The organism is Pseudoalteromonas sp. J010 (assembly GCF_003934235.1).
GTDB classification, from domain to species: Bacteria; Pseudomonadota; Gammaproteobacteria; order Enterobacterales; family Alteromonadaceae; genus Pseudoalteromonas; species Pseudoalteromonas peptidolytica.
The window spans coordinates 95,025-110,116 of record NZ_RDBW01000006.1 but is presented as its reverse complement, the minus strand read 5'-3'; the positions used below and the strand labels follow the sequence as shown (position 1 = coordinate 110,116).

At 37.2% G+C, this 15,092-nt stretch carries 7 protein-coding genes; 3 read left to right on the top strand and 4 right to left on the bottom strand.

Features of this window, described 5'->3' with window-relative positions:
• The first annotated feature begins 334 nt into the window (after window positions 1–334).
• Window positions 335–1,660, top strand: a complete 1,326-nt coding sequence (locus tag EAG18_RS04940) for an HD domain-containing phosphohydrolase (RefSeq protein ID WP_125251290.1) — start codon at window positions 335–337, stop codon at window positions 1,658–1,660.
• A gap of 660 nt (window positions 1,661–2,320) precedes the next feature.
• On the opposite strand, the gene EAG18_RS04930 is transcribed toward EAG18_RS04940, so the two are convergent.
• Window positions 2,321–5,359: an FAD-binding and (Fe-S)-binding domain-containing protein gene (locus EAG18_RS04930; protein WP_125251289.1), complete on the bottom strand. Its 3,039-nt coding sequence runs from the start codon at window positions 5,357–5,359 to the stop codon at window positions 2,321–2,323.
• A 332-nt stretch (window positions 5,360–5,691) separates the two neighbouring features.
• Entirely contained in the window at window positions 5,692–8,067 is a 2,376-nt protein-coding gene (gene ppsA / locus EAG18_RS04925; RefSeq protein ID WP_125251288.1) for a phosphoenolpyruvate synthase, read from the bottom strand.
• Window positions 8,068–8,210: 143 nt separating this feature from the next.
• On the opposite strand from ppsA, the gene EAG18_RS04920 reads away from it, so the two are divergent.
• Window positions 8,211–9,020 (top strand): pyruvate, water dikinase regulatory protein, encoded by an 810-nt coding sequence (locus EAG18_RS04920; RefSeq protein WP_125251287.1) that lies wholly within the window; start codon window positions 8,211–8,213, stop codon window positions 9,018–9,020.
• 38 nt (window positions 9,021–9,058) lie between these two features.
• Here the strand turns inward: EAG18_RS04920 and EAG18_RS04915 are convergent, their stop codons facing one another.
• On the bottom strand, window positions 9,059–10,414 hold the full coding sequence (locus tag EAG18_RS04915; protein ID WP_125251286.1) for a 3-deoxy-7-phosphoheptulonate synthase class II: 1,356 nt from the start codon (window positions 10,412–10,414) through the stop codon (window positions 9,059–9,061).
• Between the two features lie 1,683 nt (window positions 10,415–12,097).
• Here EAG18_RS04915 and EAG18_RS04910 point away from each other — a divergent pair.
• Window positions 12,098–12,964, top strand: coding sequence for a DNA replication terminus site-binding protein (locus EAG18_RS04910; protein ID WP_125251285.1), 867 nt, complete (start codon window positions 12,098–12,100; stop codon window positions 12,962–12,964).
• Window positions 12,965–13,829: 865 nt separating this feature from the next.
• Here the strand turns inward: EAG18_RS04910 and EAG18_RS04905 are convergent.
• A complete protein-coding gene (locus tag EAG18_RS04905) occupies window positions 13,830–15,044 on the bottom strand; it encodes a replication protein A (RefSeq protein ID WP_125251284.1) in 1,215 nt (404 codons plus the stop codon).
• Window positions 15,045–15,092 lie beyond the last annotated feature (48 nt).

Sequence of the window (15,092 nt, the reverse complement as noted above, 5' to 3'; positions counted from 1 at the left end):
GGCAACAAGAAATTTACCACCCCTATTGACGTTTACGTAAACGTAATTTTATGTGTTTTAGACTTAAAAATGTAATACTAAGCTATTGAAAATAATGCTTAGTTCTTTCTCAGATAATGAAATAATCGATGTCATGATTATTTGAGATTTATAGATAGTTGATTGAGAGAGAATGCAAAATATTTACTTTAACTCGATGTTTTATAATGATATATCTTAATGGTATAAATGATTTCTAAGAGGAATATAGGAATTAATTCGAATTTTTCATCATGCTTGTTGTTACTTGGTTTTTCTACTAAGTTTAAAAGTAAGGTAATTTGGAGGTATTGCATTGGATTTTAGCGAACAATCAACTACTTCAGACAAAGTCATTCGTATTCTATGCCTCGATGACGAGGAGAATGTACTGCGATCATTAAACAGGCTGTTTCGACAAAATGGGATCGAAGCGGAAATGTTTACTAAACCAGAGCAAGCGTTGTTGACGATTAAAAAAAATACTTATGATGTCATTGTTAGCGATATGAGAATGCCAGATATGGACGGAGCTGCTTTTTTAAAACAAGCAAAGCAAATTCAGCCCGAAACTCAACGTATTTTACTTACTGGATACGCTGACATGGCATCAACAATTAAAGCCATAAATGAAAGTGGGATCCACGCATATATTCAAAAACCGTGGGACAATGAAATTCTAATTCATACAGTTAAACAGTGTGCCGAGAAATTTCGTTTAAAGAACCAAAATATAAAGCTTACTAAAGAAATTAGTGCAAAAAATAAGGAGCTAGTGGAGCTAAACGAAAGCCTAGAGGAATTGGTACAAAAACGTACCGCACAAATTAGAAAAGTATTGAATCAGCTCGAGCAAGCGAATAAAAAAGAAGTTAAAGAGCACCGTGCTACAGTTGAGTTGCTGTATAACTTTATTAATGCCAACCCATTTATTGATGGGAAAAAAGCGAAGAATATTGCTAGATTATGTAAAATAATGGCTTCTGGCCTTAATTTAAGTAAAGAGCTAGCTGAAACAACAATGATGTCAGGGTATCTTGCTGAGGTAGGCTTACTTGCGATGGATCCTGAGATCTACAAAAAACCTCCGAGAACGCTGAGCGAAGCGCAAAAAAAGACATACTATACACACCCCTCAATCGCACAGCTTATGTTAATGCCAGCACAACATTTATCTGATGTTGCCGAAGCAATTTATCACCAATTTGAAAGGTACAATGGGCAAGGTATTCCCAAGGGACTCAAGGGAAAGGAGATCCCTCTTGGCTCTTTAATATTGGCTGTGGCGAGAGACTATTATGATCATTTTTATCAAGCTAACGGTACAGATGAGGAAAAAACGCAAACTTCTCTTGAGCTTATAAAAGCGTATAGAGGAAATTTTTATGCCCCCGAAGTTGTTGATGCCTTGCAAAAAGCCGTAAGTAATAACGATCTGGCTGAAGATAGTGTGGGAACAGTTGATATAATTACAACTGATAAGCTACAAGCAGGGATGACCTTAGGTCTTGCGCTACATAGCAATCAAGGGATCTTGCTACTACCCAAAGGCCATGTATTTACAGATAAATCTATTGATAAGCTTAAGCAACTACAAACTCAGCGCCCTATCCCATTTAGGATAATGGTAAAAAGTAACTAATATCAATTGACTTGATACTTGCTCAATTTGAAGGAGTAAACCTGACGCTAACAGCATTAAAAATTTCTTATTTAGAACAACTAAATAGTAAAAATTTTGCTTTGCCGACACGGATGTAGGTACCTTGGCGATACCAGGACGCGGTAGTGGGGTTATCGCCAAGATTTTCTCGCCTCAGAATAGGCCACTGAATTAGGAAAATCGGTATAATTTTTATTAAACACTTTGCTGGTTATAAGCTGCGAGCAAGAACTATTAAAAATAGGTTACAGCGTCATGCTTTCTTCATACATTTACAATGTGTGAGTATTTATTTTTTAAAGAACACATCATACCAATGTTGGTGAAATTACAAGTTAATAGACCGAGTTGAATTATGAAATTTTATCAAAGCATTCATTTTCACCTGACATATTTTAAATTTTATTAGAACTGGTTTATAAAAATATCGTTATCGTGACAAAGATTGGATGTGATTTTGAGGGTTTTGGAAAACGTTCTAAGATAAAAATAAAGCGTTTAATAAGGATGTTTGATTATAGTTTATTTTAAAAAGATTCTTTCCAGTTAATATAATATGGAGTGAATTAATTTTCACACTTCAAAATATAGCCAGAGTGAGCACCTAACATTAAATAGTTAAATGCTCACATTCTACACTTAATCCAATAGACTATTCAGTATTTGTATTGGGTGTCTGGGCTTGTTACCTGAAAAACGCTTCACCTGGCAGCGGCAGGAAAAGCCGGTGGCGAGAAGCGCTTCATCTTTAGTTTCCTCAATATGCGACCGCCATGAAGCATCATAAAGAGCCCTCGTATTTTCTTGGTTCTGTAACTCATGACCGTAGGTACCAGCCATGCCACAACATCCAGTACTTGGTGTATCTAAGTTAGAATTGAATTTTGCGAAAATACTTTTCCATACTCTTTTCGATTCGGGCATCGAGGTGGTTTCGGTACAGTGACTTAACAGCTTGAACTTTGATGGACTTAGCGTGTCTATACTTGGAATATCAATAGTTGCAAGCCACTCATGGGCCAACAGTACATTAAATTCTCCCCTACTTTCTTGAAGTATATCTTTATATTCATCTCGATAACACATGACTAACGAGGCATCTAATCCCACTAAAGGTCTGCCGTTTTCACTTATCTTATTTAAAAATTCAGAAGCATTTGTCGCTGTTGACTTAAACTGTTTTAAAAGACCCTTTACGTGTTGAGGCTTCCCATTGGGTTTGAAGGGTAAAAGAAGTGGATAATATCCTAACTTTCTTATGAGTTGAATAAAGTCCGATACTAATTCAGCTTCATAAAAACTGGTGAAAGGATCTTGGACTATAAATATGGCACGTAGCTTTTCCTCAGCACTGAGCCTGTTAAATACTTCGTCAGAATAGTGGTATTCCTTAGGTACTAATTTATGTAGTTGAACTTTACTTAGTAATGGTGAATCTACATAGCCAATAAGCTTTTCAAGTAAATAACTCGATATACGGTTATTTTGAACTAAATTACTCAAATTTGGGAATTTTGATATTACTGGTAACAAGCGCTCAATGTTGGCAACTAAATAATCTTTTATTGGGCGATTGTAACGACTGTAATAAAAGTTCAAAAATTTAGCGCGAAATGTTGGCACATCAACCTTTATTGGACAAGCGGTCGTACAAGCTTTACAAGCCAAACACTCATCCATGGATGCTTTAACTTCATGGGAGAAATCATACTCCTCTTTATTTCGACTATTTAAAAATCGCTCCCACCAAGTAACTGTATTCTCGCCATTAATGAGTCGCTTTTCTACTGATACTAAATCGACACCCTTGTTACTTTGTAATCGTAACCATTCTTTAAAAAGACTAGCTCTTCCTTTTGGTGAATGACGTCTATCTTTAGTCACCTTATATGATGGACACATGGGGGAGTTTTCATCATAGTTGAAGCAAAGGCCGTTACCATTACAATTGAGTGGGGGCTCATAACTTGTTTGTACTTGTACAGGTATCTCTCGATCAAGCCATGTTCTTTTCTGCCCGTCAACCGATACCAATTGGTCATTCGAATCAATAGGAGTACATATTTTTCCTGGGTTCAGGCGATTGTTTTTATCGAATAAAGATTTTATTTTTCTAAGCTCGCTAAAAAGCTGCTCACCAAAAAACTCTGGACCATACTCACTACGATAACCTTTACCATGTTCACCCCACATTAAACCGCGATATTTTGCAGTAAGTGCAACAACTTTGTCAGAAATTGATCTAAGTAGCTGTTCTTGCTCTGGGTCAAACATATCAAGTGCTGGACGAACGTGAAGAACCCCCGCATCTACATGACCAAACATGCCGTAATCTAATTTATAGCTATCTAGCAAATCTCGGAATTCCATAATGAAATCAGCAAGATTTTCAGGCGGAACCGCGGTATCTTCAGCAAACGCGATTGGTTTACGCTTTCCTTTAACATTACCTAATAAACCAACAGACTTTTTACGCATTGCGTAGATCTTTAGAATATCTTCTTTGCTATCTATTAACTGATATCCAATGACTCCAGCTTCTTTGTTCGCAATTAATTTATCTAACCTATTGCAAAGATTCTCTACCTTCGAATTGATCTCTTGTGTTGACTCACCATTGAACTCAACCATGTTCAAACCTTGCATATCATAGCCAGGTACATCTGTAATTAAGTCCGATACTGAATGCCAAATAATATCTTCTCTTGCTAACCCTAGTACTTTACTATCCACAGTTTCAACTGAAGTGGCATTTGCTGACACTAAAAATGGGCTATTTCTAAGTGCGGACTCAAAAGAATCATATTTTATATTTATTAATGTTTTGTATGGCTGGATCTTGGTTAGATTTAGTTTAGCTTCTGTTACTATCGCCAAGGATCCTTCTGAACCAGCAATGATTCTTGATAAATCAAACGTAGATAAAGATTCGTCAAAAACATTTTCAAGATCATAACCTGTCAAGAATCGATTTAACCTTGGAAACTTTTCAAGTATGAGAGTGCGATTGGAGCGGCATGCTTCAATTACATGAGCATAAATATCAGATGTTCTTGAATTTTGCTGAGCTAAAAGTTCCGCTTTTTCAATTGGAAGCTTTGAAGTGTTGAGCTCAGTACCGTCAATGAGATAAGTCTTTAAACCTAAAATATGATCGCTGGTTTTGCCGTAAACGAGAGAGCCTTGACCTGACGCATCAGTATTGATCATACCACCAATAGTTGCCCTATTACTTGTTGATAGGTCGGGTGAAAAGAAGAAGCCATAAGGTTTCAGAAAATCATTGAGTTGATCTTTGATAACCCCTGCCTGGACTCTGACCCACCCTTCTTTTTCGTTAATTTCTAATATTTCTCTCATATACCTTGAGAGATCAATTACTATACCTGGAGTTAATGATTGACCATTAGTACCTGTGCCACCTCCACGGGGACCAAAAGTAAGAGAAAGAAAAGGATCCTGTTGCGCAAGTTCTAAAGCAACTTGTACATCTCTATTTGACTTTGGAAAAATGACGGCCTGAGGTACTTGCTGATAAATACTATTATCAGTTGACGTTACTAAGCGTGTGGCATAGCTATTATCTATGTCCCCAGAAAACCCTGATTCACTGAGTTTTTTGTGGTACTGGCTTATGAGCTCACTTGCAGAATCCTGCTGACTAATATTTTCGATCATGACGGTATATTTTACTTGCTTTGCATTGATTGTATCACGAAGGTTCCATGAACAACTTGAGAATTTTTGGGTTTGTTAAAAATGAAAATAGTTTATTTTAGATACTATTGTACAGTTTTGTTGATAGGGAGAAAGTAACATGAAAGTTATTAATAAATTAGTTTGTTCTCTTTTATGATTTTTACTCGTATCTACATCGATAAGACTTGATTGGAAAAGTGGCTAATATAGTAATTCGCTGAGAATAACAGATAGCGAAGTGGTCGTTAAAATGCAGCAAAAAGTTGCTTAAGCATAAAGCCCCAGTTCAATAAACTGGGGCTAATGATATGTTATTTAGTGAACTTTTCAGCTAAATATAACCAAGTTTCAAGCACTGTATCTGGGTTTAGTGAAACAGAATCAATTCCTTCTTCAACCAGCCAAGCAGCAAAATCTTCATGATCCGATGGGCCCTGACCACAAATACCTACATACTTGCCTTTTGCCTTAGCGGTTTGAATAGCCATTGAAAGCAGTTTCTTGATCGCTGGATTTCGCTCATCAAAAAGGTGTGCGATAAGACCAGAGTCACGGTCAAGACCGAGAGTTAACTGAGTTAAATCATTTGAACCTATAGAGAAACCATCAAAGTATTCTAAAAACTCTTCTGCTAGCAGGCAGTTTGATGGAAGTTCACACATCATGATGACTTTTAGCCCGTTCTCGCCACGTTTTAAGCCATGAGCTTCAAGAATTTCAATCACTTGGGCTGCTTCTTCTAGAGTACGAACGAACGGGATCATGATTTCGACGTTGGTTAGATCCATGTCGTTACGAACACGTTTAATCGCTTCACACTCAAGAGCGAAACATTCCCTAAAGTCTTCAGAAATATATCGAGATGCACCGCGGAAACCAATCATTGGGTTTTCTTCTTCCGGCTCATACTGCTGACCACCAACTAGGTTTGCATATTCGTTTGATTTGAAGTCAGACATGCGAACAATAACACGTTCAGGTGCAAATGAAGCGCCAAGTGTCGCTATACCCTCGACTAACTTGCTGATATAAAACTCTACTGGTGACTCATAACCTGCGATAAGCTCTTTAATTTCAGCCTGTAGCTCTGCATCTTGCTTGTCAAAATGAAGTAGTGCTTTAGGATGAATACCGATCATACGGTTGATAATAAACTCAAGACGAGCAAGGCCGATACCTGCGTGCGGTAACTTAGCAAAATCGAATGCGCGATCTGGGTTACCCACATTCATCATAATCTTCATTGGGATGTCAGGCATTGAATCGATGCGAGAAGAAATAACATCAAACTCAAGCTCGCCTTTGTAGATATAACCTGTGTCACCTTCGGCACATGAGACAGTTACGGTGTCGCCATTAGTAATCAAATCAGTTGCATTACCACATCCGACTACAGCTGGGATCCCAAGCTCTCGAGCGATAATTGCTGCATGGCAAGTTCGACCACCACGATTTGTTACGATAGCAGAGGCGCGTTTCATGATAGGTTCCCAATCAGGATCCGTCATGTCAGTTACAAGTACGTCACCTTGCTTTACTGAATCCATTTCGTCAATAGAAGTCAAAACTTTAACGACACCCGAGCCAATCTTATGACCGATTGCTCGACCTTCAACAATAATTTCTGATTTTGATTTTAACTGGAAGCGTTCCATTACGTTCGCATCTTCGTTTGAACGAACGGTTTCTGGACGGGCCTGTACGATGTATAGCTTACCATCGTTACCATCTTTTGCCCACTCGATATCCATTGGACGACCATAGTGTTTTTCGATGATAACAGCTTGCTTGGCAAGTTCTTCGACTTCTGCGTCGGTAATCGAGAATTGGTTAGATAGTGCTGAGTCTACATCAACAATCTCAACTTGCTTACCATGAGATTCATCACTTGAATAAATCATTTGGATTGCTTTCGAGCCAATATTTCTCTTAAGAACAGCTGGTTTTGATTTAGCAAGCGTTTGCTTATGAACATAAAATTCATCAGGGTTTACTGCGCCCTGAACTACCATCTCTCCTAAACCATAACTAGAAGTAACGAAAACAACGTCTTCAAAACCTGATTCAGTATCGATTGAGAACATTACACCAGAAGAGGCTTTGTCAGAACGTACCATGCGTTGAATGCCGGCTGAAAGCGCGACGCCTCTGTGGTCATAGCCTTGGTGTACACGATAAGATATGGCACGGTCATTAAATAGCGAAGCAAACACGTGTTTTATCGCGATCATCACGGCGTCAATGCCGCGAACGTTTAGGAAAGTTTCTTGTTGGCCAGCGAAAGAAGCGTCTGGCATATCTTCTGCTGTTGCTGAAGAACGAACAGCAAAGGAGACATCTTGGCTTGCATCACCGTGTAATTGGCTGTAAGCCTCACGGATTGCTTTATCTAATTCTGGTTGGAATGGTGTATCGATAACCCATTGTCTTATTTGGGCGCCGACTTTGGCTAATTCGTTGACGTCGTCAACGTCGAGAGTATCTAGGATTGAGTGGATTTTTTCATTGAGTCCTGATTGCTCAAGAAATTCATTGAACGCATCAGCGGTTGTTGCGAATCCACCAGGTACTTGTACACCAGCGTTAGCAAGGTTAGATATCATTTCACCTAGAGAAGCGTTTTTACCACCAACTCGAGGTACATCCTGCATACCTAACTCTTGATACCAGAGAACGTAGTCTTGCACGGAACTGTCTCCAAAACAAATTGTATTAAATGTGAGAGATTAATTGACCTTTCCACTAGGTCACAGGCATTCTACAACGGTATGGCTGCCTTCGTAAACCGCGTTGGCTTATTTTCAACAATTTCTAAATGAATAATATCAAAATGAGAACTGCATTTTATATTTCCGATGGTACAGCGATAACTTCTGAAGTGTTCGGTCATGCTACGCTTTCTATGTTTCCTGTGGAGTTCAATCACCAGACAATACCTTTCGTTGAAACAATAAAAAAAGCTAATGAAATTAAACGCTTGATAGACTCTGTAGCGGAGACATCAGGAGAAAAACCCCTCGTGTTTTTTACTTTTGTTAATCCCGAGCTATCTGAAATTATTCTTTCATCAAAGGGCGTATGTTACGATTTTCTATCCTATTCGGGAGAGTTAGTCAGCGAAGAATTAAAAGTTTGTCCCATGCCAAGAATACACCGTACGCACAGTATTCACGAGTCGACATACGACTTTAGGATTGATGCAGTTAACTATGCTTTGGCAAATGATGACGGTGCAAATATTAAAAATTACGATGAAGCTGACATTATTTTAGTTGGTGTTAGTCGTAGTGGTAAAACTCCAACTAGTCTATATCTAGCACTGCAGTATGGGATTAAGGCTGCGAACTATCCGATGACAGAAGATGATCTAGAGAGTGGTAAGCTGCCAAAATGTTTAGATAATTACAAAAAGAAACTTTTTGGTTTAACCATAGACCCTGAAAGGTTAGCGGCTATCAGGCAGGAGAGAATGGCAAACTCAAAGTATGCGTCTATTCGGCAATGTCGTATAGAGGTGAAGGAAGTTGAGATGTTATTTAAACGTAATAAAACACCTTATTTGAATAGCACACGATATTCTGTTGAAGAAATATCAGCAAAGATAATTTCTGAAACTGGGTTGAAACGCAGAAAATACTAAAAAAAGGCCGCGTGTGCGGCCCTTTAAAACACAAATTCTTATCTTGCTTTTCTTGCGTCTTTAAGTAAGTCTGCGACTAAAAATCCAAGTTCTAAGACTTGATCTGCATTTAAGCGTGGGTCACATTGAGTTCTGTATCGCTGTGACAAGTCTTCATCCGAAAGACCGTACGCACCACCAACACACTCAGTGACGTGCTGTCCTGTCATTTCTAGGTGCACACCACCAGGGTAACTGCCTTCTGATTTGTGAACCGCAAAAAACTGACTGATTTCTCGAAGGATATTATTAAAACTACGTGTTTTATATCCTGTCGTCGATTTTTCAGTGTTTCCATGCATTGGATCGGATGTCCAAATAACTTTGCGGCCTTCTTGTTGAATTCGACGTACCAGTTTAGGTAGTTTTTCCGGAAGTACATCTGCTCCCATACGAGTGATCAGCGTTAAACGACCCGGTATGTTGTCTGGGTTGAGGGCGTCTACAAGCTGAATTAATTCATCTTCTTGCATTCCTGGGCCAACCTTAACACCTATTGGATTTTTGATGCCCCGGAAAAACTCGATATGAGCATGATCCAGTTGTCGCGTTCGCTCTCCAATCCAAACGAAATGAGCTGAACAGTCATACCAGTCGCCTGAAAGATGGTCACGTCTAGTTAACGCTTCTTCATAACCTAGTAATAGCGCTTCATGTGAAGTATAAAGCGGCGTTTCTTTAAGGCTCGGCGCTACAGTGGAATCGATACCACAGACTTCCATAAATTCGAGCGCCTCTTGAATACGCTCTGCTAGTTGTTGAAATTTATCTTTTAGAGGATTCGCAGCGACAAAACTCATGTTCCAGCGGTTTACTTGATGCAGGTCGGCAAGACCACCCTGTGCAAAGGCTCTGAGCAAATTGAGTGTCGCCGCTGATTGATGATATGCTTTCATCAACCTATCTGGATCAGGGATACGAGCATCTTCTGTAAACTCGAAGCTATTTACGATATCACCACGGTAAGAAGGTAAAGAAACACCATCTATAGTCTCAAAATCAGCCGAACGTGGCTTTGCGTATTGGCCAGCCATTCTTGCTATTTTGACAACAGGACACTTACCACCATAGGTTAAAACCACAGCCATCTGAAGTAGGGTTTTGAATGTATCGCGAATATTTGCAGCACTAAAGTCAGAAAAAGATTCAGCACAATCTCCACCCTGTAATATGAAAGCTTTTCCTTCACATACATCCGCTAGGCTTTTGTATAGACTACGTGTTTCTTCAGCGAAGACTAACGGCGGTGCTGAATTCAGTTCACTCTCTACCGCACTCAATTTGGTTGAATCCGGGTATTCTGGTTGCTGTAAGATGGGCTTATCTCTCCAGCTATTTGGGCTCCAATTGGCCATTTTAAAATTCCTCATTCCAATATGTGTAAACACACTAGAACAGTACCCTAACGGCTAATTTTCATCAAGGGAAATATAGATTTTAATAAAGTAAAGAACACATCATACTTTTAATAAAACTACATTAATCTGTACAATTGCTAAACTTTAAAAAATTCTCCAAGCACAAAGGATAACCCTCTTTGATATTGTGTTTATTTAAGGACACCGTCTCTTTGAACGGAGTCTATTAATTGTTCATTTGATTAAAGTTTAGAGTGATACGTCTTCTCCAATGAGTAGTTGTTATGTTAAATTAGGCTTTTAATCTAAGATTGACGATAAAGTATTTAACTTAATTCTGTTAGCACTAGATAAAACTATGAAATATGCTTTTAGTTCGTGTTGGTATTTTTGATTGATAAATTAGATACGATAACTTATAAAAGTTTTCTCCACCTACTTTTACAATATTATTGAAAGATTGAGTTTGTATGATTTCTAGCTATAAAAAGGAAGTTTTACTAAGCATAATCTAAATTATCAAATCTTAGCTTGAGCCTAGTTATGAAAAAGTCTCTAAGCAAATTTTAAAACAAGCAAACAAAGTTACCACTTGATTGATACCTTTCAAAGCGCACCTTTACCTACGCAGCTTAAAAATTCAAATGTTCAGATGAAAGCAACATTTTAAAATGTGCCACAGCAGTATTAACTCTATTTTTTATCTCATAACGTTCTTTCGGGATTATTTTGAATGATAGGTTTTTTAATCTAATCTCTACAGCAGCATGGTTTTACCAATAAACACCAGACATAGACATACCAGTACCGATAAGTAAAACAGTTAAATGTCAGATCCACTAACTAAAGCAATCATCTATTCAGACAGATTTACAGTCATCAACTTGAGTCAATTGTCAATCCAGTTGAAATGTAAGACAGATTACGTTTAATTTTTGAGGCATCTATACCTATCGCATAAAATTGATAAATTTTCTTAGGTCACATATCAGTAAAAGACATGATATTGGAGCTGGTAAAACTTTTTTGAGAAAAAGAATCATAGCAATGCCATCAAGGATTACTTCTTGATCTTCCAGTAAGTCAAAAGTTAAAACCAATCTTACATTCGCCATTGAAAAATCGAATCTTGTTATCATACAACATATTCTGCATCTTCTAGTACTTTGGGCCTAAAAACGTAGGAAAAATTATTAATGACTCGATTTATTCATAACCTGCTTGCGTTCAGGTTTAGCATATTTTATTGATGACAATGTATAATTCTACCTTCTCAGAGTTATCAAATAAACAATAGCGATCGCTACCCTACTTCTTTTCTGTGAAAAATTCATTTAGTCGCTAAAAGACAATTCCCTTACTGTCCTTATTATCATAGAGAATATCAATCTAGGTCTTTCGGTAACACACATTTAGCGTTGTTACATTAGAATTGACTTTACTTCGTAAAAAGAGATATTATCGCGAGGAATAAAGGAACACATCATACTTTATCAAAAATCAATATTCTGTAGAGCTGCAAAACGTTAACCGAAGATAAATACAAGAACACATCATCTGAAAAAATCATCTTTCATACATAGCTAGTACAGTCCAAAATTACCCTTATAATCAAACAGCTATACTACACAGTTGATGATCTGATATAATAACGCTAACTTTAAAAAGAACACATCATACATGAATAAATTTAATATCCGTTCTACATTCGATGTATTAATACATCATATTGATCAGTTATGTCATGAATTACAGCATAGCGAAATTATCAAAGCTAATTTTTATGAATTACCAGCAATAAAAAAACAAGATGAGGAAATCGCACCTAAGCATATTCCTATTTTAAAGTTAGACGGTGAAGATGCAAAAAAGAAATGTATAAATTCGTTCCGTGATATTTTTTTAAGTGGTCGTGAGAGTGGCAAGTTACTACAACGCTTTCCCGGTCTTTTACTTGTCAACGATCCGAGAGACACAATAAAATCAAGAGTCGCAGAAGTTAATTTAGCAAAAGAAAATTTTAAAAATACGATTTTGGAGATTTCTAACAACGATGCGCGGTTCGAGGCTGTGCATAATGCCGTACCTGATTTAATAACTCTTGCAGCCTATCGAAAGATTCATTGTGAATCAGAGCCGCCTTTTTCTGTTCGCTTTACCTGGATGAAAAAGCATGCGACTAGAGTGCTAACAAAAGATGCCGCTTTGGAAATGCTTAATCGCTCCTCTATTTATTCTAATCCGAGAATGATAGATCAAGAAAAGTGGAAACAATTAGTTGAACAAGAAAAATACCGTGTATCGAGCCTTTCTGAAAGTGCAAAGCTAAGAATAAGAAGACCTACTCGAGTAACACCTGAAGTAAATGTCCGTTATACCGCATCGAACCGTTATCATGTCAGTGCTGCACTGCCTTTTATTTTATTAAACCCACACCCTGATACTAAAATTGGAGAACTCTCCAATTTTATTGAAAAAGATGACCACCCTAGAAAGCGAGAATATAATTTTCTTGTTGATAGAATCTACCTAGAGCGCTGTGATTAATCAGTATTTATGTGTGATTATGCGCGGAATAAGTTTCATGATTAAAATTTTCAGCTAATTTAACATAACAAGGGTGCGGTGATAACTCCATTTAGTACGATGTGTTCTTTAAACACCTAGATTTATATCTTCAAAGTATAAGTTGAATCTACTAAAATAATAATCGCGTTAGACATCAAGTTGATGAAAGTTTAGATCAATTTTCTTAATTAAGTGGTCTATTTTTAGGCGAGAAAATCTTGTCGATAACTCCGCTACCGCCTCCTGCTATCGCTAAGATACCTACATCCATATAGGCAAGGCAAAAATTTCTTATTTAGTTGTTCTAAATAAGAAATTTTTAACGCTGTTAGCGTCAGATTTATTCTTTCAAATTGTGTAAGTATTAAGTCTAATTGGTATTAGTATTAAAAAAGAAGTTTGATGAGTGAGCAACTAATTTATAGCACTTGAAGCAAATTTTATAGTAATTCTATTTCAATATTTATGCTCGAAATGCGTAACAGCAGATAAAATATAAGAGAAGCTAGTTTGTTATTTTTTTAGATGGTAATTTTTTAACATCGTCCCAACTACCACTTGTATCTGAACAATAATAGAGGATACAGCTAACCGCACGTTAAGTTTTAAAAACTAAATTCAGGGAAAATCGGAAGAATAACGAATCTACTATTCTTCAGATTTTTTATTTGTTCCAAATACTATTATTTTGAAGCAGATTCCTGTTAATTATCAAATTTTCTATCAATTAAATATGATTAGTTAAAAGTTTTCTATCGTGTAGCCGTTGGAAAACAGAGGTCAGCAGAGGCGTTTATTAAATGTTTATATGGCATTCTTCGAACAAATACCACTTTGTATGAAATTACTTTTTCACTATTTCTTCTAATGTATCTTCATCTATTACTTCTGCATTTTCAACGATACGCTTACCACCCTGAATCTCAATGCGCTTGTGGTGTTTGTTAAGCGCTAAAATTTCATCACAAAATTGTGCTGAAGGGTGCATTTCATAAACATAATCGATGATTTTTCCAGACTTTTCATCTTTAACATTTGAAATGTTGTACTCAGATATAGCCCCTTTTTCGATCAAATCCTTCATTGTTGTAGTCATATCACGACGTAGGGCTTTTAGTTTATTTTCTGTAATTTCATCATCAGAATAGATAGAGCCATACTTTTCCATGATTGAAATCAAACGAAAATGATATGTTTTACCAGGAGCTGCATATCGCCAAAGGTGATAGAGACGCAACATCATCCAACGCGATAAACCGCGTTTTAACTCTTGCGCACTATTAAAGTAATAACCTTTATACTCCAGATTATCAATCATGTTGTGTACAAAAGCATTAAGACAAGCTACACATTTTATGTTTCCACCCTGACCTTTTTTGCCACTAAAATGAAGCGAAGACAAAAAGTTCATGTTTGATTCGTAGAAAGAATCATCAATACTTGGATTCTTAGTATCTGTTGCGGTGTATTTAAAAGAAAGTTTTGAACCTTGAAGTGCTTCTAGTGACTCCTTAATTTGAGGGTACGGCATCGACTGTCCAACAGCCTTGAGCTCTTGGGCTAGTTCATTCATAGAAAAGATAACAGCATATTGAATACCGGACTTAAAATTAATCTTTACTATTTTCCCTTTTGAAGCAAGACGAATAAGTGCACGCTCAACTTTTTCTTCACGATCAGAAGGCCAGACCAAAAACTCCTCGTCATCGCCATCTTTTTTCGTACTCACAACAGCAGGCGTAATTTTTATCTCACCCTCATACAAAATCCCATCAACTTTCTCTGAAATTTTTCTAGTAACGATCGTTTTTTTTGGCGCTTCTTCTAATGGTAGTTTTTTATGACCAGAGCGAACAAAACGACCCCATAAGTCATAATGATTAAAGGTATTTGAGTAGGCTCTCAAACCATGAGCTGCATGCTCTATTGATACCCGAACATCTTTATTATCAGTGAACAATGCCAAACTTTCATTATCGATAGCACTTTCTACACCATGGATCTGTCCACGAAGTGAATCGGGCAAATTGTCAACAGAGATGTTCACCTTCCGGCTCATTGTTTTACTTCCAAATTTTCATGACGTCTAATAACAACATATTCAGCA